Below are 20,533 nucleotides of genomic sequence, written 5' to 3'. Positions count from 1 at the left end.
CCCACCATGCCGAGACTCGCCGACCACGAGCAACGCCGCCGCCAGATCGCCGAAGCCGTCTGGCGGATCGCGAGCGCGCGCGGACTCGAAGACGTGTCCCTGCGCAAGGTCGCGGCCGAGGCCGGCGTCTCGCTGCGGCTGGTCCAGTACTACTTCGGCACGCGGGACGATCTGCTGCTCGGCGCGCTCGAAATCCTCAACGCCGACGCCGGGGAGAGCATCCGCGAGGGCATCGGCCCGGAGGAGGACGCGACCCCGCGCGAGGTGCTGCGCGCGATGCTCGTCGGGATGCTGCCGGTCGGCGACGAGCGCCGCACGCGTTACCTGGTGCACCTCGCCTACTTCGTGCGGTCCCTTTCGGACCCCGGGCTGGCGTCGGCGTTCAGCGCCGCGCCGCCCGAGCTGGAACGGCTGACCGCGGACCTGCTCGCGTGGGGCCGCGACCGCGGCGAGGTGGCGCCGGACCTCGAGCTGATGCCCGAAGCCGAGCTGCTCCTGTCGAGCGTCGACGGCCTGCAGACCAGCATCATCCTCGGCCAGCGCACGCCGGAAGCGGTGATCGCGCTGATCGACCACCAGCTCGACCGGCTCTTCAGTCTCGCGAACGTCGCCACCTGAGCGCCAGCAGCGTCCCGACCACCCCGGTCACGACGCCGACCGTGGCGGGCACCGCGACCGGCGGGTCCACCACGATCACCGGCTCGAACACGACCGGCGCCGGCGGCTGGATCGGCTTCGGCGGGGCGTCGGAGCCGGTCGCGGTCCACGCCGTGACGTAGACGAGCAGCCGGGCGACGAGCGAGATGAAGAAGATCAGGCCGATGACCGAGCCGAACGCGATGCCGGTCGGCGAGTCGCCGATCAGCCGGAGGTAGAACCCGCCGGCCAGCTTGAGCAGCTCGAACCCGACGGCCAGGGCGATCGCGCCGCGCACCGCGCTGCGCACGCCCACCTTCTGCCGCGGCAGCCGCGTGAGCACCCACAGGAACACCAGCCAGTCGGCGGCGAGCGCCAGCGGCACGGACGACGCCGACACGAGCTGATGACCCCAGCTCGTGTCGTCCAGCCCGGCCAGCCGCAGCAGGTAGCTACCGAGCGCCGTACCGGAGATCGTGATCGTGAACGACACCACCAGCGCCGCGCTCAAGCCGAGCAGCGCGAGCAGGTCGACGGCGATGAGCCGCACCAGCGACTGGTCCGACCGGTTCTGCCCCCACAGCGCGGTGAGCGAGTCCCGCAGCGCGTTCATCCAGTTCCAGCCCGAGTAGAGGCCGATGGCCAGACCGAACAGCCCGACGCTGGTCCGCTGCTCGACGAAGCCGGTGAGCAGGTCGGTGGCCTTGTCGCCGAGCGCGCCGGGCAGCGTGGACACGATCGCGTGGACCATCGTGTCGAGCAGGTGCGGCTGGCTGGCCAGCACGAACCCGCCGACCGACGAGGCGACCATCAGCAGCGGCACCAGCGACAGCAGGCTGAAGTAGGTGATCGAAGCGACGTAGTGGTAGCCGCCGCACTCGATGTAGCGGTTGGTGGCGCGGGCGATGTGGTCCAGCCACCGGTACCGGGCGCGGGCCCGGGCCCAGGGGCTCGGGGCCTTCGGGGAACTCTTCACGGACACTGTCTACCCAGCGGAAGGCCTCTTCGCGCAGGCAACACGCGGTCTTGACACCCGATCACCCACTCGCTAGATGTGGGCAAGTTCCCCACCGCGCTCCGGGGACCCCGACAACGATGTCGCCACTGGGAGGACCGCTCCATGCGCGCTCGCTTGCTCCTCGCTCCCGTCCTGGCCCTGTCCCTGGTGTCCCCGCCGGTCGCCGCCGCCCACCCGCACCGGTCGAACGTCGACCTGGTGAACCCGCTCATCGGCACCACGGGCACCGATCCCGCCGAGTACGGCGGGATGATCCCGAGCACCGCGCCGCCGTTCGCGATGACGCGGTGGGCCCCGCAGACGCGCGAGAACCACGTCAGCCGGCTCCCCTACCACCACGACGACCCCGCGATCACCGGCTTCATCGGGACGCACCAGCCGGCGATCTGGATGGGCGACTCCGGCTACGTCTCGGGCATGCCGGGCGTCGGCGACGTCCAGGTCGGGCGCTCGATGCCGTTCACGCACGCCGACGAGCACGCGTCGCCGTCACGCTATTCGGTGAAGATGTCCACCGGGGTCGGCGCCGAGCTGACCGGGACGTCGCGCGTCGGCGTGCTGCGGTTCAGCTTCCCGGCGGACGCGTCGCCGAACTTCGTCCTCACCGCGACGCGCGCGGGCATCACCGGCGGGGTGCACGTGGACCCGGCGCGGCGCGAGATCACCGGCTACAACCCGGACCGGCAGGACTCGAAGCTCGGGCCGTTCAAGGCGCCGGGCTTCAAGGGCTACTTCGTCGCGAGCTTCGACACGCCGGTGACGGGCTTCGGGACGTCGACCGGGACGACGCTGCACGACGGCGAGCGCGACCGGACCGACGCCGGGCTCGGCGCGTACGTGCGGTTCCCGTCGTCGACGCGGACCGTGCAGGTGCGGATCGCGACGTCGTTCATCTCGGTCGAGCAGGCCCGCGAGAACCTGCGGCGCGAGGTGCCTGCCGGAACGAGCTTCGACCGGGTCGCGGCGCAGACCAAGGCCGCGTGGAGCGAGAAGCTCGACCGCGTCGACGTCGAGGGCGCGACGCCCGACCAGCTGGCGACTTTCTACACGAGCATGTTCCACGCCCTGCAATATCCGTCGGAGATGTCGGAGTACGGCCGCTACTACAGCGCCTACGACGACCGTGTCCACATTGGAGTGAGCTACACGAGCTACTCCCTCTGGGACACCTTCCGCGCCGAGAACGCCTTCCTGACGCTGTTCGCGCCCGAGCGGATCGACGACATGGTGACGTCGATGCTGCACGACTACCGCGAAGGCGGCTGGCTGCCGATGTGGAAGAACCCGGCCGAGACCAACATCATGGTGGGTACCAACGCCGACTCGATCATCGCCGAGGACATCGCGAAGGGCTTCACCGGCTTCGACCGGCGGCTGGCCTACGAAGCCGTCTACAAGGACGCGATGACCCCGCCGGACCGCGACACCGAACTGCGCTTCGCCGACCGCGAAGAAGGGACGCCGGTCGAGGCGCGGGCCGGGCTGACGACGTACAAGCAGAACGGCTGGGTCGCCGCCGACCGGACCGCCGAAGCCGCGTCCCGCACGTTGGACTACGCGTACGAGGACTGGGCAGTCGCGCAGGTCGCGACGGCCGTCGGGAAGCCCGGCGACGCCGCGTTCTTCGCGGAGCGCAGCAAGAACTACCGGAACCTGTACAACCCGGCGACCGGGTTCATGCAGGCCCGGAACTTCGACGGCGCCTGGACCTCCGGCGGCTGGACCGAGGGCAACGAGTGGGTCTACACCTTCGACGTCATGCACGACGTGCCCGGGCTGATCTCGCTGATGGGCCGCGACAAGTTCGTGGCGTTGCTGGACCGGCACTTCGGCGAGGGCCACAACAACCACACCAACGAACCGAGTCACCACATCGGCTATCTCTACGACTACGCCGGGCAGCCGTGGAAGACCCAAGCCCAGGTGCGCTCGATCGCCGCGGCGAACTACGCGAACAAGCCGGACGGGCTGACCGGCAACGACGACTGCGGCCAGATGTCGTCGTGGTACCTGCTGTCCTCGATCGGGATCTACCCGGTGACGCCGGCGTCGGACAGCTACGCCGTGGGCAGCCCGTTCTTCTCGAAGGTGACGCTGCGGCTGCCCGGCGCGCGGCGGCCGCTCGTCGTGTCCTCGCCCGAGAACTCGGCGTCGACGCCGTACGTGTCTTCGCTTTCGCTGAACGGCAAGCCGGTCTCGAAGCCGATGCTGACGCAGCGCGACCTGACCGGCGGCGGCGTGCTGCGGTTCGGGATGAGCGCGACGCCGACATCGTGGGGCGTCAGCTGAGCACGACCAGCTCGGTCCAGTCGTCCTGGGGCAGTGCGGTGTCCGTCGTCGCGAACACCGTGCTGCCCAGGAAGTCGAGTTCGCAGCCCAGGGTGGCGAGGAACGACGTGTCCGCGGCGTCACGGCCGGTGGAGATGCGCAGCATGGTCTGGCGCGGCGCCAGGTGGGTGGCGTCGAAGACGTACCAGCGGCCGTCGATCCCGGCCTCGAAGACGGCGTGGAAGTCCATCGGGGACAGCCCGGGCGCGTAGACGCCGACGTAGCGCGCGGGGATGTCGAGGAACCGGCACAGCGTGATGCAGACGTGCGCGAAGTCGCGGCAGACGCCTTCCCCGGCCAGCAGCGTGTCGATCGCGTCATCGGTGGGCCGGCTGGCGCCGACCACATAGGACAGTCGCTCGTGGACGTGCCGGACGATGGTGTCGACTTTCTTCTTGGCGCTCTTCAGGGAGAACAGCTCCGGCGGCACCAGCCCGGCGATCCGGTCGGACGGGCAGTACCGGCTCGGCCGGGTGAAGACGGCGGCCTCGGCGCGCGTGACGGGCTCGGGTTCGGGCTCGGCCAGCACGCGTTCGGCGTGGTAGGTGACGCGGTGCTCGCCGGCGGGGAACTCGAAGACCTCGGCGCGGGTCCCGTGCTCGAACTCGACGAGCTCGCTCTCACCGTGCCAGGAAACCTTGAGCTCTTCGGTGTCCGCGTGCGCGGCGGCGATCGAGACCGCCGCCGGCCCGGGTCCGGTGACACGGACGGAGAACTCGACGTCGACGGTCGCTCGCGGGGCCATCGCCCCATGATGTCACCCCGGGCGGTCCCGGCGCGGTTCGAGCCGCGCCGGGACGGCCGAGGGGTCAGGCGTACCGGACGGGGTAGTGCTTGATGCCGTTGAGCCAGCTCGACCGCAGCCGGACCGGCGCCTCGGCCTCGGTGATGCCCGGCATCACGTCGGCGATGGCGTTGAAGATCAGGTCGATCTCCAGCCGGGCCAGGTTGGCGCCGATGCAGTAGTGCGAACCCGTGCCGCCGAAGCCGACGTGCGGGTTGTCTTCGCGGAGGACGTCGAACTTCTCCGCGTCCTCGAACACCTCCGGGTCGAAGTTGGCGGAGCTGTAGAACATGCCGACGCGGTCGCCCTTGCGGATGTGCGCGCCGCCCAGCTCGGTGTCGCGGGTGGCGGTCCGCTGGAACGCGACCACCGGGGTGGCCCAGCGGACGATCTCGTCCGGCGCGGTCTTCGGCCGCTGCTCCTTGTAGAGCTCCCACTGGGCCGGGTGGTCGAGGAACGCCTTCATGCCGTGGGTGATGGCGTTGCGCGTGGTCTCGTTGCCGGCGACCGCGAGCAGGATGACGAAGAACCCGAACTCGTCGGAGCCGAGCGCTTCGCCGTCGACGTCGGCCTGGATCAGCTTCGTGACGATGTCGTCCATCGGGCACTTGCGCCGGTCCTCGGCCATGTTCCACGCGTAGCCGATGAGCTGCGCGGACGCCTCCAGCGGCTCGACCTCGTACTCCGGGTCGTCGTAGGCGACCATCTGGTTGGACCAGTCGAAGATCTTGAGCCGGTCCTCCTGCGGGATGCCGATCAGCTCGGCGATCGCCTGCAGCGGCAGCTCGCAGGCGACGTCGGTGACGAAGTCGCCGGTCCCCTTCTTGCGCGCCTCGTGGACGATCTTTTCGGCGCGCTCGCGCAGCGTGTTCTCGAGCTTCGAGATGGAGCGCGGCGTGAAGCCCTTCGACACGATCCGCCGCAGCTTGGTGTGCTGCGGGGCATCCATGTTGAGCAGTACCAAGCGGTTCGCGTTGAGGCGGTCCTCGGTCATGCTCTCGTCGAAGCGGATGATCGCGGTCTTCTCGCTGGACGAGTAGAGCGTGCTGTCGCGCGAGACCTCCTTCACGTCTTCGTGGCGCGAGACGACCCAGTAGCCGTCGTCGCCGAAGCCTGCGGTGTTGGTCTTCTGAGGGTTCCACCACACGGGGGCCGTTCGCCGGAGCTCGGCGAACTCCGCCAGGGGCAGCCGTTCGGCGTAGAGGTCCGGGTCCGTGAAGTCGAAACCGGCGGGGATGAGCGGAGCGGCCACGTTGCCTCCCACGGTTCGCCTTGAAACACGTTCTAACGGCGATTAGAGCATACGGTGTTAACTTGCGGAAGGCCGTTCAGTGAAACCCGTTAACTTTACCGATGAGGCCAGGTGAGCGAGCGCTCACTCGACAAAGATCAAGATCGCGCCGATCCTGGGGGAGCTTGCACAGAACGATAACTTGTTCTAGTTTTTGGGTCACTGGACAGCGATACCCCCGACGAAAGGGACGACATGGGCGTGCCGGTCATCGTCGAAGCCGTGCGGACCCCGATCGGCAAGCGCGGCGGGCTGCTGGCCGGCCTGCACGCGGCCGAGCTGCTGGGCGCCGCGCAGCAGGCCCTCCTCGACCGCGCCGGGATCGACCCGACCCTGGTCGAGCAGCTGATCGGCGGCTGCGTCACGCAGGCCGGCGAGCAGTCCAACAACGTGACGCGCACGGCGTGGCTGCACGCGGGTCTCCCGGAGACGGCGGGCGCGACGACGATCGACGCCCAGTGCGGCTCGGCGCAGCAAGCGACCCACCTGATCGCGGGCCTCATCGCGGCGGGCGCCATCGAGGTGGGCGTCGCGTGCGGCGTCGAGGCGATGAGCCGGGTGCCGCTGGGCACGAACCGGGCCGCCGGCTCGCCGCGACCGTCGTCGTGGACCATCGACCTGCCCAACCAGTACGGCGCGGCGGAGCGGATCGCCGTCCGGCGCGGGCTGACCCGCGACGACGTCGACGCGTTCGGCGCCGCGTCCCAGCAGAAGGCGGCGGCCGCGTGGGAGGCCGGCCACTTCGACCGCGAAGTGGTGCCGGTGAAGGCCCCCGTCCTCTCCGACTCCGGGGCCGCGACCGGGGAAACCCGGCTGGTCGGCCGCGATCAGGGCCTCCGCGAAACGACGGTCGAAGGCCTCGCGCGGCTGAAGCCGGTCGTGGAGGACGGCGTCCACACGGCGGGGACGTCGTCCCAGATCTCCGACGGCGCGGCGGCCGTGCTGCTGATGGACTCGGACCGGGCCGAGGCGCTGGGCCTGCGGCCGCGGGCCCGGATCGTGGCGCAGGCGCTGGTCGGCGCGGAGCCGTACTACCACCTGGACGGCCCGATCCGCGCGACCGAGCGGGTGCTCTCGAAGGCGGGCATGACGATCGGCGACCCGGATCTGTTCGAGGTCAACGAGGCGTTCGCTTCGGTGGCGCTGTCGTGGCAGCAAACGCTTTCGCCCGATCCTTCCCGGGTGAACGTCAACGGCGGCGCGATCGCGCTGGGGCACCCGGTGGGGAGCACCGGGGCCCGGCTGCTGACGACGGCGTTGCACGAGCTGGAGCGCCGGGACGCCTCGACCGCGCTGGTGACGATGTGCGCGGGCGGCGCGCTCGCCACGGCGACGATCATCGAGCGCCTCTGACGTCGTCGATCTCGCCCACGACCAGGTGGACGAAGGTGCCGGAAAGCCCGTAGGTGCTGACTCCCGCCAGCGCCCGGCCCGGGTACGGCCAGTCGGCCGGGGACGCCGCGAGGGCGATCCCCAGCCCGGCCCAGTCGACGGCCGACGTCGGGTTCGGGCACCCCAGCGTCGCCGGCACCCGCCGGTGGCGGACCACCAAGGCGGTCTTGATCAGCCCGGCGAGCCCGCCCGCCGCTTCCGGGTGCCCGATGTTCGACTTCACCGAACCGACCAGGCACGGCTGCCCCGGGGCCCGGCCCGACCCGATCGCCGCACCGATCGCCCGCAGCTCGACGACGTCCCCCGCCGGAGCCGCGTTGCCGTGCGCTTCGACGTACCCGATCTCCGCCGGCGCGATGCCGGCCTGGGCGCACGCCCGGCCGATCACCTGCCGGTAGCCCTCTTCCGACGGCGCGATGATCGCCTTGGCCGTCCGGCCCTTGCTCGCCTGCGCACTGCCGAGGACCAGCGCGTGGATCCGGTCGCCGTCGGCGAGTGCCTGGCCCAGCCGCTTGAGGACCACGACACCCGCGCCGTCGCTGCGCACGAAGCCGTCGGCCTCCTCGTCGCCGAACCGGCACCGCCCGCTGGGCGACAGCATTCCCGCCGCCGAGTAGCCGAGGGTGTGGTCGGTGCCGAGGACCAGGCTGACCCCGCCGGCCACCGCCGTGTCGCACTCCCCCGTGCGCAGGCTCTGACACGCGAGGTGCACGGCGACGGTGCCCGATGAGCAGGCCGCGTCGACCGTGGCGCACGGGCCGCGCAGGTCCCACGCGTAGCTGATCCGCCCGGACGCCATGCTTCGCGCGGCCGCGCCCGCGATCGCGTACATGTCGGCGGTCGCCTGGAGGCCGTCCCAGTGCTCACCGGTGCTCTGGCCCATGAAGACGCCGATCTCGCGCCCCTCGATCCCGGCGAGCCCGGCGTCGGCCAGGGCGTCACGAGTGGTCGTGAGCAGGACGCGGTGCTGCGGATCGAGCATCGCCGCTTCCCGCTCGCTCACCCCGAAGCTCCCGGCGTCGAACTCCTCCTCGTCGAGGAAACCGCCGGCCAGGCTTACGAGCCGGCCGCGGCGGCGGGGCACCGGGTCGTACAGCTCCGCCGCGTCGAACCGGCCGGGCGGGGCGGCGCCGACAACGACGTCCGAACGCGCGTCGAGCAGTTCCCAGAGCGCGTCCGGGCCGGCCGCGCCGGGGAACCGGCAGCCCATGCCGACGATCGCGATCGGCTCGTTCATGCGTCTCCTGTCGGGATGTGTCCACTGTGGACGCCGGGATTCACCCGTTGGTGGCAGCGCGGGTTCCCGCGGCCGCGCACACCCTATGTGATCATTCGTGCCGCCCGGGTGATCGCCTCGGCGATCCCCTTTCCCCGGAGGAACCCCAGTCATGTGTGGCATCGCGGGCTGGGCCGACCCCAGCTGCCCGCACCCGGACGGCGGCATCACCGTGCACCGGATGACCGAGACCCTCGCCGCCCGCGGGCCGGACGACTCCGGCGTCTGGGCGGCCGCGCACGTCGCGTTCGGGCACCGCAGGCTCGCCGTGCTGGACCCCGCGAACGGCCGCCAGCCGATGGTGACCTACGACGACCAGGACGAGGCGACGACGGTCCTGACCTACAGCGGCGAGGTGTTCAACCACCGCGAGCTGCGCGCCGAGCTGGAGCTGCTGGGACACAAGTTCCGCACGGACACCGACACCGAGGTCGTGCTGCACGCCTGCCGGGAATGGGGCACGGACGCCCCGCGGCGGCTCAACGGCATGTTCGCGTTCGCCGTCTGGGACGCGCCCCGACGCCGGCTGCTGCTGGTCCGCGACCGGCTCGGGGTCAAGCCGCTCTGCTACGTCCGCCACGGCGACGGCGTGCTGTTCGCCTCCGAGCCCAAGGCGCTGTTCGCCTCCGGGCTGGTCGTCCCGGCCGTCGACGACGACGGCCTGCGCGACTTCCTGGCCTCGGTCCGCACCCCCGGCGGGACCCTCCACCGCGGGGTGCGCGAGGTCCGGCCGGGCACGATGCTCCTGGTCGACTCCGACGGCGTCCGCGAGCGCCGGTACTGGTCGCTGGAGGCCCGGCCGCACGAGGACGGCATCCCCGCGACCGTCGACCGGATCCGCGAGCTGCTGGAGGACATCACCGACCGGCACGTGCGGGCCGACGTCCCGCTCGGCGCGCTCCTGTCGGGCGGCCTCGACTCGAGTGCGCTGGCCGCGCTGGGCCGCCGGTCCGGCCCGCTTCGCACCTTCTCCGTCGGCTTCACCGGCGAGTTCGTGCCCGACGCGCTGCGCGCCACCCCGGACGCGCCCTACGTCCGCGACGTCGTGACGCACTGCGACCTCGACCACCGCGACCTCGTCCTCGGCTCGGCGGCGCTGGCCGATCCGGCGGTCCGCCGGGCCGTGGTGGACGCGCGGGACGCACCCGCGACCGGGGACCTGGACACGTCGCTCTTCCTGCTGTTCAAGGCGGTGCGCGAACACGCGACGGTGGCGCTGTCCGGCGAAAGCGCCGACGAGGTCTTCGGCGGCTACCCGTGGTTCCACCAGGTGCCCGCCGGGGACTACCCGTGGCGGTACTTCACCGGCCGCAGCGGGACGTACCTCGCCCTGCTGCGCGACGACGTCGCCGCCGAACTCGGCATCGGTGCCCACCGCGAGGCGCACTACCGGCAGGCGCTCGCCGAAGTCCCGGTGCTGCCCGGGGAAACGGCGGAGCGGCGACGGATGCGCGAGGTGTTCCACCTGCACCTGACCCGCTGGCTCCCGGACCTGCTCGACCGCAAGGACCGGCTCAGCATGGCCACCGGCCTGGAGGTCCGGGTGCCGTTCTGCGACCACCGGCTCGTCGAGTACGGCTTCAACGCGCCGTGGTCGCACCACACGTTCGACGGCCGGGAGAAGTCCCTGCTCCGCGCGGCCGTCGCCGACCTGCTCCCGCGCAGCGTCACTCAGCGGGTCAAGGCGCCGTACCCGGCGACGCACGACCCGGCCTACGACGTCGCGATCCGCGCGCAGGCAGCGGATCTGCTGGCGTCCCCGGGCGCACCGGTGTGGGCCTACCTCGACCCGGCGCGGCTGCGCGAGCGGCTGGGCCGCCCACCGGCCGACCGGGCGACGCGCGCGGGCATCGACTTCGCCCTCAACCTGGACCTTTGGCTGACCCGCTAGGTCGGCAGGTGGGCGTCCACCTCGATCTCGATCTTCATGCGCGGGTCGGCCAGGCCGCACTGCAGCATCGTCGCGGCCGGGCGGACATCCGCGAAAGCCTTGCGCAGCACCGGCCAGCACGGCTCGAAGTCCTCGCGCTCGGGCAGCAGGTAGCGCACGCGGACCACGTCCGCGAATGTGCAGCCCGCCTCCGTCAGCGCGGCTTCGATGGTGCGCAGGCACTGCGCGGCCTGCTCGACGACGTCGTCGGAGATCGTCATGGTCGCGTAGTCGAAGCCGGTCGTGCCCGAGACGTACACGCGGTCACCGTCGACCACCGCGCGGGCGTAGCCGATCTGGTCTTCGAAGGTCGACCCGCTGAGGATCGCTCGCCGTTCAGCCATACCGCGCACGCTAGGGATCGACCACCGCGCCGTCCACTTCATTGGCTGTGCTTGACTTCAGGGCATGATCTCGGAGAGCCGTTGCCCGGTGGAGGACGGCGAGCTCCTCGTCCGCCGCGGCGGCGAGGGCCCGGCACTGCTGCTCATCCCGGGCGGCACCGGGGCGGGTGACTCCTACCGCGCGCTGGCGAAGCAGCTGTACGCGGACTACACCGTCGTCACGTACGACCGGCGCGGCCACTTCGGCAGCACGGACACGACGACGGGCCCGGTCCCGGTGACCCGCCAGGCCGACGACGCGCGCGCGGTCCTGGACCACGCGACCGACGGCCCGGCGCTGGTGTTCGGGACGAGCGCGGGCGCGCTGATCGGCCTCGACCTGGTGGCCCGGTTCCCGGACCGGGTGACGACACTGGTCGCGCACGAACCCCCGGCGGTACACCTGATGCCGGACGCGAGCGGCTGGCTCGAGGCGGCCGCGGACCAGGTCCGGCTGGCCCGTTCGGGTGAGCTCCTGACGGCGGTGACCCGGTTCGCCGACGCGATCGCGGGCGCGGCGCTGCCCGATCTGCCGAACCTCCGCCTGCCGCACGAAGCCGACTGGATCCGCCTGTTCGACCGCGAGCTGACGGAGTTCTTCGACTACTTGCCGGACCTCCGGGCGCTGCGCAAGGCGAGCACGGAGATCATCCCGGTGGCGGGCGAGGGCAGCCGGGGGCGGTACCACTACCAGCCGGCGAAGATCCTGGCGCTGGAGCTGGGGTTGCCGTTCTCGGAGATGCCGGGAGCCCATCTGGCGCCGCAACGGAACCCGGCGAAGTTCGCGGTCGCGTTGAAGGACCTGCTCAGCCCGGAGCTCTAAGACTCAGACGGCGTCAGACCACCCGGACCCCGTCCTTCCAGACTTCCCGGATGTTCGACGCCAAAGCCGGGAAGTCATAAGGATCCCCGGCCACCACCACGAGATCCGCCCGCAGCCCCGGCTCGATCCGCCCCAGCTCGCCGTCCAGCCCCATCAGCCGAGCCGCCGATGACGTCGTCGCCTCCAGGACGTCCGCCTGGGTCATGCCGCACGCCGCCATCAGGGCCAGCTCCTCCAGGTTCGTGCCGTGCGGGCCGACTCCGCTGTCCGTCCCCATCGCGATCCGGACCCCCGCCGCGTACGCCCGGCGGACCGAGTCCCGGTGGGCCTCCACCACTTCGCGCGCCTTGGCCACCACCGAAGCCGGCAGGTCGACGCCCGCGTCGGCCGCGCGGACCACGTTCACCGGGGCGATCAGCGTCGGGACCAGCCACGTCCCGTGGCCCAGCATCAGCTCGATCGCCTCGTCGTCGAGGTAGATGCCGTGTTCGATCGAGCGCACGCCGGCGCGGACCGCGTTCTTGATGCCCGCCGAGCCCTGCGCGTGCGCCATCACCGGACGGCCCTGCGCGGACGCCTCGGCCACCAGGACCTCCAGCTCTTCCGGCGTGTACTGCGAGTGCCGCGGGTCGTCGCGCGGGGAGAGCACTCCGCCGGTCGTGCACACCTTCAGCACGTCCGCGCCCGCACGCAACAGCGTCCGGGCCACGCGACGCATCTCGTCGGGGCCGTCGGCCGTCGCGTCCGGGCGGCCCGGGTGCGGCACCAGCAGCGGCACGCAAATGCTCGACGGGTTCCAGCTGTCGCCGTGCCCGCCCGTCTGGCTGATCAGCCCGATCGAGATCTGCAGCCGCGGCCCCGGGATCAGCCCGTCGTCCACCGCCTGCTTGATGCCGAGGTCCGCGCCCGACGCGTCGCGCACCGTCGTGATGCCCAGGCCAAGCGTCGCCCAGAGGTTCCGCGCCGCTTCGTAGAACTGGTAGGAGAACGGCTTCTGCACCCGCGAGAGCAGCCCGATCTCCGACACCGTGACGTGCACGTGGCAGTCGAAGAGCCCGGGCAGCAGCACCGCGCCGGAGCAGTCGACGCCCTCGTCGCCGTCCAGGCCGGTGCCGACGTCGACGATCCGGCCGTGCTCGACGACGACGTCCGCCTCCGCCGGCTCCGCGCCGGTGCCGTCGAACACCGAGCCGCCCGTGAAAACCGTGCGCGTCACGCCGCCTCCTTGGCCGAAGCCGAAACCACGAACCGGTGCACCACAACGGCCAAGCCGAGGACGACGACGTTGACGCCGAGCCCGACCAGGCCCACGTTGACCGTGCCGGCCAGGTGGGTGTCCACAAAGGTCAGCCAGATCACCACGAGCTCGCCGGCGATCAGCCCGGCGAACACCGGGCCCTTGCCGACGGGGACCCGCCGCAGGAAGCCCAGCAGGTTGGCCGGAGCCAGCTGAACCGACCCGGAATACGTGAGCAACAGCAGGTTGGCCAGCAGGTCCGGCCGGAAGATGCCGAGCACGAGGGCAAGAGTACTCGCGAGCACAACCGTGCCGTGGTTGATCCAGAACTGCTTGCGGCCACTGCGGACGCGGACTATGTTGCGCGCCACCAGCGACGAGATGCCGATCAGGATCCCGGCGGCCGGGACCATCGCGGTGGCCGTCGCGGCGACCACGACGATCCCCGTCACCCAGCCGGGCAATGCGTCCTTCGACAGCGACAGCAATACGCCGTTCGGGTCACTCCCCTTGGGCACCACGAGGATCGCGGCGAACCCGATGACCATCGGCAGCAGCAGGCACAGCTCGTAGACCGGCATCCAGGCGTAGTTGCGCCGCAGCACCTTCGGGTCGCGCGCCGACATCAGCGCGGGCCACGAGTGCGGCAGCGTCATCAGGCCGACGCCGATGGCGCTGACCAGCATGCTCGTGACGAACCAGACGTGGTCGTTCGCTCCACTGTGGACGATCAGCTTCTCCGGGTGCAGCTGCTCGATCTTGTGGAACACCGCGGGGATCCCGCCCGCGAAGTGCGTCGGCACGGCGATGATCAGCACCACCAGCGCGACCAGCATGATGCCGTCCTTGAAGTAGGACGTCGCCGCGACGCCACGCAGCCCGGCCCACAGCACGAACGCGACGATCAGCACGCTGCCGGTGACCATGCTGAGCGTGCCGGACGCGTTGTCGCCGGTGACCAGCCGGACGATCAGGCCGAGCCCGGTGATCTGCAGCTGCAGGTAGGGCAGCACGAAGATGACGCCGAGCACCGCGGACAGCGTGCCGAGCGTCCGGCTGGAGAACCGGTCCTCGAGGAAGTCGCCCTGGGTGAGGTAACCGCGGTCCTTCCCCATCGTCCACAGCCGTTTGGCCAGGAAGAACAGCACGACGTAGGCGATCGGCACGTACGGCAGCGCGTACATCGCCGCGACGCCGCCGGAGAACGCGAGGCCGGCCATGCCGAGGAAGGTGAAGGTGGTGAACACCTCGCCCGCCTGCAGGAACCACATGGTGAGCGCGCCGAAGCGGCGGCCGCCGACGGTCCACTCGGCCAGGTCGGCGACGGGCTTGCGGCGGCCGACGAAGCCGAGGACGCCGATCAGGACGATGCCGACGAGGGTGAAGGTGAGGATCACGGCTCCTCCTCCCGCCCGCGCATCAGGCGTTCGGACAGCAGCAGCGCCGGGGTGAACATGAGGCACCAGAACGCGCCCCACACGATCATCCGCGGCAGCCCCAGCCACAGCCCGGTGGTGTTGACGAACGGCAGGAAGGGCATCAGGACCAGCGCGACGACCGGGAGCAGCGGGGGCCAGTGGTAGCTGCGCACGGCGTCACCCCGCCAGGATTTCGAGCCGGCGGACGGCGAGCTCGGCCAGCAGCGCGGCGCCGTCGCCGAGCACGCTGTCGTCGAAGCGGGCCCTCGGCGAATGGTTGTCCGGCGCGGATTCCGGGTCCGTCGGGCACGCGCCGAGGAACAGGTACGCGCCCGGCACGCGCTCGAGCACGCGGGAGAAGTCCTCCGAACCGGTGATCGGATCGGCCATCTCGGTGAACCGCTCTTCCCCGAAGACGTCACGGATCGTGGCGGCGACGAAGTCGTACGCGGCGGCGTCGTTGACCGTCGCCGGGTACTCCGGCTCGTAGGTGACGTCGATGTCGAGGCCGTGCGCCTGGGCGATGCCCTGGCACACCTGCACCGCGCGCTCCCCCACCCGGGCCGCGACCTCGGGCGAGAACGACCGCAGCGTCGCTTCGAACACCGCGTCGTCCGGGATGATGTTGCGGCGCGTGCCGGCGTGGAACGAGCCGACGGTGACCACCACCGGGTCGAAGACGTCGAAGGTGCGCGTCACCATCGTCTGCAGGGCGGTCACCATCTCGCAGGCCGCCGGGATCGGGTCGCGGGCGTCGTGCGGCGACGAGCCGTGGCCGCCGTCGCCCCGCACCCGGACCTCGAGGGCGCCCGAGGCGGCCATCAGCGTGCCGGGCCGGGCGACGAACTGGCCCTTCGCGTAGCTGGCGGCCGAGACGTGCAGGCCGTAGGCGGCGTCGACGTGCTTGCCGGACGCCGTCAGCACGCCCTCCTCGATCATGTGGCCGGCGCCGTCCCAGCCTTCTTCGCCGGGCTGGAACATGAAGACGACGTCGCCGGGCAGCTCGGCCTTCCGCGCGGCGAGCAGCCGGGCCGCGCCGACCAGCCCTGCCATGTGCAGGTCGTGGCCGCAGGCGTGCATGGCGCCCTCGAGCGTCGAGGTGAATTCTTCGCCGCTGGCTTCGGTCACCGGGAGCGCGTCCATGTCGCCGCGCAGGAGGACGGTCGAAGTACGCCCTCCCGCTGAGACCGCATCGGACGCAGTGCCGCCGGGTTTGCCGCCGCGGAGGACCGCCGTGATCGACGAGAGGTTCTTGCCGAGGCTGACCTCCAGGTCCAGGCCGTCGAGGGCCGCGAGGACCCGCTCCTGGGTGCGCGGCAGGTGCAGGCCGATCTCGGGGATGCGGTGCAGGTCGCGGCGGAGGGCGACCAGGTCGTCGAGCAGGGCGGCGGCGTCCGAGCGCAGGGTCATCCGCAGATCATGCAAGTGTCGAGCACAATGGCCGGGGAAAAACACCGAAACCACCGCTGTGAGAGCCGATGACCGAAGAATCCGCCATGTTGACCGAGCAGGACCTCAAACTGGTCGACGCGCTGCAGGCGGCGCCCCGGGCGTCCTGGTCGACGCTCGGCCGCGCGCTCGGCCTGGGCGCGGTGACCGCCGCCCGGCACTGGGACACGCTGGTCGAGCGCGGAGACGCGTGGCTCACCGCGTACGCCGGCGGGGAGGTGACCGCGCAGCTGGCCTTGGCCTTCGTCGAGATCGACTGCGAGCCCGGCGCCGCGCTGCGGGTCGCCGAGGAGCTGGCGGCGGACGCGCAGGTGGTCACCGTCGAGTACGTGGCCGGGCCGTGCGACCTGCTCGCGCACGTCGTCGCGCCGACGGTGCGGGAGCTCGGCGCGCACGTGCTGGACCGGGTGTCGGCGGTGCCCGGGGTGACGCGGGTGCGCACGGTGCTGTCGCCGCGGATGTTCACCGAGGGCAGCCGGTGGCGGGTGCGGGCGATCTCTCCGGGGCAGCGTGAGGCCCTCTCCCCGAAGCCGGCGAAGAACCGGGCGCCGCTGCGGTTCGACGACGCGGACCGGGCCCTGATCCTGGCCCTCGGCGTGGACGCCCGGGCGTCGGCGGCGGCACTGGCGATCGAGCTCGGCGTCGGCGCGACGACGGTGCGGCGCCGGCTCGACGCCCTGCTCGGCCGGGGCGCGATCCGCGTCCGGTGCGAGATCGCGCGGTCGGTGTCGCCCGCGCCGGTCACCGTGACGCTGTGGCTGCGGGTGCCGCCGGACAAGCTGGAGACGACCGCGCGGTCGCTGGCGATGGTGCCAGAGGTGCGCATGTGCGCGGGCCTGACCGGGGCGGCGAACCTGATGCTGGTGGTGTGGCTGCCTTCGCAGCACGACACGCTGGCGCTGGAAGCGGCGCTGGCCGCGAAGCTGCCGTGGCTGGAGGTCGTCGGCCGGGCGGTGACGCTGCGGAACGTCAAGCTGATGGGCCGGCTCCTCGACGCGGCCGGGCGCGGGACCGGGCGCGTGCCGCTGGACTTCTGGGCCGCGGCCCCCGTGCCGGAGCACGGGGACCGCAGCGAGGGCCGGCCCGGGGGATGAGGGGGGTGAGGTGGAGGGAAGCATCCACCGGACCGGGGTCTTCGGGGTGGAGAGCGGGGAAACCGGCCCGGTGACCGAGGGGCGGGCGCCGGGCCGGGGAAGTCTGGGGGCGGATCTCGCGTGATCGGAGTCGTGACTCACGTGATCGGAGGCGGATCTCGCGTGATCGTGGGCGGAACTCGTGTGTCTGAGGGGTCGGCTCGCGTGTCTGGAGAGTCGACTCGCGTACCTGGAGGGTCGACTCGCGTACCTGGAGAGTCGGCTCGCGTGATCGAGGTCGTGATTCGCGTGATTGGAGAGGCATCTCGCGTGATTGGTGGGGGATCTCGGAAGGGAGGAGTTCCGGCTCGGTGGACTCGGGGGGTGAGGTGGAGGGAAGAACGTCCACCGGCCGGAACTCGCGGGGCGGGAAGGGGGTCCCGCCTGTTTCCTCCTTCGCTGACCCGGCGCTGCCGGATCGGTGTGGGGTGAGGAATCCCGGCCCGGGGGGACATGGGGGGTGAGGTGGAGGGAAGCGTCCACCCGGGCCGGGGCTCGGGGCGCGGGACGGGGGTCCCGCGGTACTTCGGGGTGGTGCTACCGGCCCGGCGGACTGGGGGGTGAGGTGGAGGAAGTGTCCGCCGGGCCGGGGTTCGTGGGGCGGGTCAGTACCCGCCGGACGACGCCGTCGTGATCGAGTTGTCGGGCCGGCGCGAAGGGTCGACCTTGCAGCCGCGGGGTTCCACCGCGTACCAGGTGTTCCCCGCGCCGTGGCCGGTCGCCTCGCCGGGCGCGCCGTCCTTGGCGTAGGTGTAGACGGGCCAGCCGCCGACCGTCACCTGCTTGCGGCCGTCGGCCCGGGTGAGCTGCCCGACCAGGCCGGTGTCGATGTCTTCGGCGACGGTGATCCGGTCGCCGGCGAGCACCGGCGGCCAGGTCTGGGCGCAAGAACCGTCGCAAGTGGACTTTCCGGAGTCCTTGCCGTCCTTGGTGAACAGGTAGAGCGTGCGGCCGGCCTGGTCGGTCAGGACCGGGCCGAGGCCGCCGATGTCGGTGGTGCCGAGGGTGGTCGGCGCGGCGGGCTTGCCCGCCGTGGCCGCCTTCTCCCCCGTCGGCGTGATCGCCGCCCAGTCCACGCTGACGTTCTGGCCGAGCGCGATACCGGAGCCGGTGTCCTTGGCGTAGCGGTAGACCGGCCGGCCGCCGACGGTCACCTGCTTGCGGCCGTCGGGCCGGGTGACCAGGCCGACGAGCTGCTTGTCCACCCCGGCGACGAGCGCCGGGGAGTCGGAGACCAGCGGCGGCCACATTTCCGCGCAGGTGTCCACACAGGCCACCTGCGGCGGATTCGCGATGTCCTTGGCGTAGCGGTAGAGCGTGTGGCCTTCGGCGTCGGCGAGAACCGCGCCGAGACCCTCCACTGTGGACGCGACCAGCTGGGCCCGACCGGCCCCGGAGGCCGGCTGAACCGTGCTCGCCGAGAGCTGCTGCTGTGCGCCGAGCGATAGCTGCTGGCCGGCACCGGACGTGGCGTACGGGTTGGTCCCGCAGGCCGCGACCAGCGCGAGACCGGCGATGGCGGGCAAGGCGGCGGCACTCGGACGAGCACGGTTCATCGGACGTTCTCCCTCCTGGCGTGGAGTGACTGGTGCGGAAGGACTATTCCGCGCAGGCCTTGCCGGAGTTGATGCAGCCGACCAGGCGGTTCATGATCTTCTTGCTCATCACGTTCGCGAAGTCGTCGTGGTCGGACCGCGGGTTGTGCTTCTCCTGGGCGAAAGCGTCCACTTTGTACTGGCCGTTCTGCTGGACGTCCTGCGGGACGTCGTAGACCAGCGTCACCTGCAGCTGCGGCACGTTCTTGAAGCCCTGCGGGCACTTGCCCTGCTGGTTCGCGAACACGATGTGCGTGCGGTGGTTCGCGCTGTCGGTGTTCTTGCCGTCCCAGCAGTTCGGGAAGGCGTGGATGCGCTCGACCTTGCTGCCCGCCGGGCAGATCGGGTAGAGGTCGGTCAGCCGGTCCTCGAACCCGGTGCAGGTCCAGCTCGGCCGGGCGTTGGCCGGGCCGTTGGTGCTCTGCTTGGCGTCACCGTAGAGGACGCGGAGGCCGAGCGGCATCGGGACGACGTTCCGGGCGCCACCGCCGATGAACTTCAGCGTCGCGGACTCCGGCTCGACGATCTCGCCGTCGTTGTCGCCGACCTCTTCGTTCTCACCCTCGGGCCCGCCGAGCTCCTCGGCCGGCGGTGCGGCGGCCGAGCTGCTCTGGTTGCCGTTCTGGCCGCCGTTGTTCTGGCCACCGTTCTGGCCGCCGTTCTGACCACCGTTGTTCTGGCCGCCGTTGTTCTTACCGCCACGACGGCGGTCCTGGGCCTGCTGGTCCTGGTTGTCCTGCTGCTGGGCGCTCTGGTCACCGTTGCGGGTCGCGCCACCACCGGTGTTCCGGCGCTTCTGCTGCCCGTTCTGGTCCTGGGCGTTCGGGTCCTGCTGGTCCTGGGCGTTCTGGTCCTGGGCGCCCTGGTCCTGCGCTGCCTGGTCCTGCGCTGCCTGGTCCTGGGCGTCCTGGCCCTGGCCGGCGTCGTCGGCGGCCTGCGCGTCCTTGGCGCTCTGGTCCTGCTCGACGTCGCCGGTCTTGCCCTGCTGCTCTTGCTCAGCCTGCTGGTTCTCGTTCTCGTTCGCCGCGTCGTCCTCGCGGTCGATGCGGATCACGGGCCAGAAGTACGCCGACTGGTCACCGTTCTTGCAGGTGGTGTCGCCGGCGAGCAGGCTCTTGAGGCTCGAGTCGGCGTCGGTGGTCACGTTGCCGACGTAGTCGTGCAGGTGCTGCGCGCCGTTCTTGATCCCGGGCTGCGCGATGAAGTTGTCCGGGTTGTGGTGCGCGCCGTCCGCGTTCGTTCCACAGTCGACGGTGAAGGATCCTTGCGCACCCTTCTTCTGCAAGGCCGCGTTGACGTTGTTGCCGGCGGGAACCTTGTTGATGTCGATGAAGAACGACGGGTCCGCGGGGTCCGCGCTCGCTTCGCCCGTGCGGCCCGTGCTGACCGCGACGGCGAGTGCGCCGACGGCGATCGCCAGGCCGATCGCGCCCATGGCGATCTTCGTACGGCGGGCGACGCGATGCTTGCCCGTCACGGGGGACCGAGAATTCCGGGCCATAGACTAGTTCACCTCGTTCGTTATTCCGGGCACGCCGAATAGCGCGGCGGCCCGGGCAAGAACTACCGTTGGTTGAAGTCGAGATCGCACGGAACCCGCGGGGAGCTCTGGTTCCGGCTGTCGGGATGCATCGGGGGATGCATTGGGGGATACGGACGTGAGCGGCCCGAGGTTCAAAAGCGACCAGCCCGTTATCTGTTCGTTATCAAGCGAAACGCAACCGGCCGGCATTCACCCAGGTCATGGCGTTGCGACCGGGAAAACAACTTCGTGAACGACTCGCTCATACCCTGAACCACGACTCGACGGGGGCCGTGGTTCAAAGGGAACCGGACGGCC

General features: G+C 71.2%; 17 protein-coding genes. 6 read left to right on the top strand and 11 right to left on the bottom strand.

The window, feature by feature from the left end; genetic code table 11:
- The first annotated feature begins 6 nt into the window (after positions 1 to 6).
- On the top strand, positions 7 to 618 hold the full coding sequence (locus AB0C38_RS29535) for a TetR/AcrR family transcriptional regulator (protein ID WP_360679378.1): 612 nt from the start codon (positions 7 to 9) through the stop codon (positions 616 to 618).
- Here AB0C38_RS29535 and AB0C38_RS29530 read toward each other — a convergent pair.
- A complete protein-coding gene (locus AB0C38_RS29530) occupies positions 593 to 1,612 on the bottom strand; it encodes a YhjD/YihY/BrkB family envelope integrity protein (RefSeq protein WP_360679375.1) in 1,020 nt (339 codons plus the stop codon). The two genes, AB0C38_RS29535 and AB0C38_RS29530, sit on opposite strands and share 26 nt — an antisense overlap.
- 144 nt (positions 1,613 to 1,756) lie before the next feature.
- On the opposite strand from AB0C38_RS29530, the gene AB0C38_RS29525 reads away from it, so the two are divergent.
- The gene (locus AB0C38_RS29525) at positions 1,757 to 3,943 is read left to right on the top strand and encodes a GH92 family glycosyl hydrolase (RefSeq protein WP_360679372.1); all 2,187 of its coding nucleotides are present in this window, start codon (positions 1,757 to 1,759) and stop codon (positions 3,941 to 3,943) included.
- Here AB0C38_RS29525 and AB0C38_RS29520 read toward each other — a convergent pair.
- Together AB0C38_RS29520 and AB0C38_RS29515 are read right to left on the bottom strand one after the other, a co-directional pair.
- Positions 3,936 to 4,727 carry a transglutaminase family protein gene (locus AB0C38_RS29520; RefSeq protein ID WP_360679369.1) on the bottom strand — a complete coding sequence of 264 codons (792 nt, stop codon included), beginning with the start codon at positions 4,725 to 4,727 and terminating at the stop codon, positions 3,936 to 3,938. The two genes, AB0C38_RS29525 and AB0C38_RS29520, sit on opposite strands and share 8 nt — an antisense overlap.
- A 64-nt stretch (positions 4,728 to 4,791) precedes the next feature.
- A complete protein-coding gene (locus tag AB0C38_RS29515) occupies positions 4,792 to 6,018 on the bottom strand; it encodes a cytochrome P450 (RefSeq protein WP_360679366.1) in 1,227 nt (408 codons plus the stop codon).
- Between the two features lie 234 nt (positions 6,019 to 6,252).
- On the opposite strand from AB0C38_RS29515, the gene AB0C38_RS29510 reads away from it, so the two are divergent.
- On the top strand, positions 6,253 to 7,410 hold the full coding sequence (locus AB0C38_RS29510) for a steroid 3-ketoacyl-CoA thiolase (RefSeq protein WP_360679363.1): 1,158 nt from the start codon (positions 6,253 to 6,255) through the stop codon (positions 7,408 to 7,410).
- On the opposite strand, the gene AB0C38_RS29505 is transcribed toward AB0C38_RS29510, so the two are convergent.
- The gene (locus AB0C38_RS29505) at positions 7,394 to 8,686 is read right to left on the bottom strand and encodes a polyketide synthase (protein ID WP_360679360.1); all 1,293 of its coding nucleotides are present in this window, start codon (positions 8,684 to 8,686) and stop codon (positions 7,394 to 7,396) included. The genes AB0C38_RS29510 and AB0C38_RS29505 overlap by 17 nt on opposite strands.
- Positions 8,687 to 8,837: 151 nt before the next feature.
- On the opposite strand from AB0C38_RS29505, the gene asnB reads away from it, so the two are divergent.
- Positions 8,838 to 10,616, top strand: a complete 1,779-nt coding sequence (gene asnB, locus AB0C38_RS29500; protein WP_360679357.1) for an asparagine synthase (glutamine-hydrolyzing) — start codon at positions 8,838 to 8,840, stop codon at positions 10,614 to 10,616.
- Here the strand turns inward: asnB and AB0C38_RS29495 are convergent.
- Positions 10,613 to 10,999, bottom strand: a complete 387-nt coding sequence (locus AB0C38_RS29495) for a RidA family protein (protein WP_360679354.1) — start codon at positions 10,997 to 10,999, stop codon at positions 10,613 to 10,615. The two genes, asnB and AB0C38_RS29495, sit on opposite strands and share 4 nt — an antisense overlap.
- A gap of 64 nt (positions 11,000 to 11,063) precedes the next feature.
- On the opposite strand from AB0C38_RS29495, the gene AB0C38_RS29490 reads away from it, so the two are divergent.
- Entirely contained in the window at positions 11,064 to 11,861 is a 798-nt protein-coding gene (locus tag AB0C38_RS29490) for an alpha/beta hydrolase (RefSeq protein WP_360679351.1), read from the top strand.
- Positions 11,862 to 11,874: 13 nt separating this feature from the next.
- Here AB0C38_RS29490 and AB0C38_RS29485 read toward each other — a convergent pair whose 3' ends face one another.
- From AB0C38_RS29485 to AB0C38_RS29470, 4 genes are read right to left on the bottom strand one after another with little or no spacing between them, the layout of a single operon-like run.
- Positions 11,875 to 13,077, bottom strand: a complete 1,203-nt coding sequence (locus AB0C38_RS29485; protein WP_360679348.1) for an amidohydrolase family protein — start codon at positions 13,075 to 13,077, stop codon at positions 11,875 to 11,877.
- A complete protein-coding gene (locus AB0C38_RS29480) occupies positions 13,074 to 14,495 on the bottom strand; it encodes a sodium:solute symporter family protein (protein ID WP_360679345.1) in 1,422 nt (473 codons plus the stop codon). The genes AB0C38_RS29485 and AB0C38_RS29480 overlap by 4 nt, the downstream gene beginning before the upstream one ends.
- On the bottom strand, positions 14,492 to 14,689 hold the full coding sequence (locus tag AB0C38_RS29475; protein WP_285483272.1) for a hypothetical protein: 198 nt from the start codon (positions 14,687 to 14,689) through the stop codon (positions 14,492 to 14,494). The genes AB0C38_RS29480 and AB0C38_RS29475 overlap by 4 nt, the downstream gene beginning before the upstream one ends.
- Before the next feature lie 4 nt (positions 14,690 to 14,693).
- Positions 14,694 to 15,926, bottom strand: a complete 1,233-nt coding sequence (locus AB0C38_RS29470; RefSeq protein WP_360679342.1) for a M20 family metallopeptidase — start codon at positions 15,924 to 15,926, stop codon at positions 14,694 to 14,696.
- Positions 15,927 to 15,994: 68 nt separating this feature from the next.
- Here AB0C38_RS29470 and AB0C38_RS29465 point away from each other — a divergent pair, with 68 nt between their 5' ends.
- Positions 15,995 to 17,059 carry an Lrp/AsnC ligand binding domain-containing protein gene (locus tag AB0C38_RS29465; protein ID WP_360679339.1) on the top strand — a complete coding sequence of 355 codons (1,065 nt, stop codon included), beginning with the start codon at positions 15,995 to 15,997 and terminating at the stop codon, positions 17,057 to 17,059.
- A 644-nt stretch (positions 17,060 to 17,703) separates the two neighbouring features.
- Here AB0C38_RS29465 and AB0C38_RS29460 read toward each other — a convergent pair.
- Together AB0C38_RS29460 and AB0C38_RS29455 are read right to left on the bottom strand one after the other, a co-directional pair.
- The gene (locus AB0C38_RS29460) at positions 17,704 to 18,654 is read right to left on the bottom strand and encodes an SCO0930 family lipoprotein (RefSeq protein ID WP_360679336.1); all 951 of its coding nucleotides are present in this window, start codon (positions 18,652 to 18,654) and stop codon (positions 17,704 to 17,706) included.
- Positions 18,655 to 18,697: 43 nt separating this feature from the next.
- A complete protein-coding gene (locus AB0C38_RS29455) occupies positions 18,698 to 20,194 on the bottom strand; it encodes a DUF1996 domain-containing protein (RefSeq protein WP_360679333.1) in 1,497 nt (498 codons plus the stop codon).
- Positions 20,195 to 20,533 lie beyond the last annotated feature (339 nt).

Origin of the sequence: Amycolatopsis sp. NPDC048633, assembly GCF_040650695.1 — a bacterium.
Taxonomy (GTDB): Bacteria; Actinomycetota; Actinomycetes; order Mycobacteriales; family Pseudonocardiaceae; genus Amycolatopsis.
The sequence above is the reverse complement of the archived record's forward strand: the minus strand, read 5'-3'. Positions and strand labels throughout refer to the sequence as shown.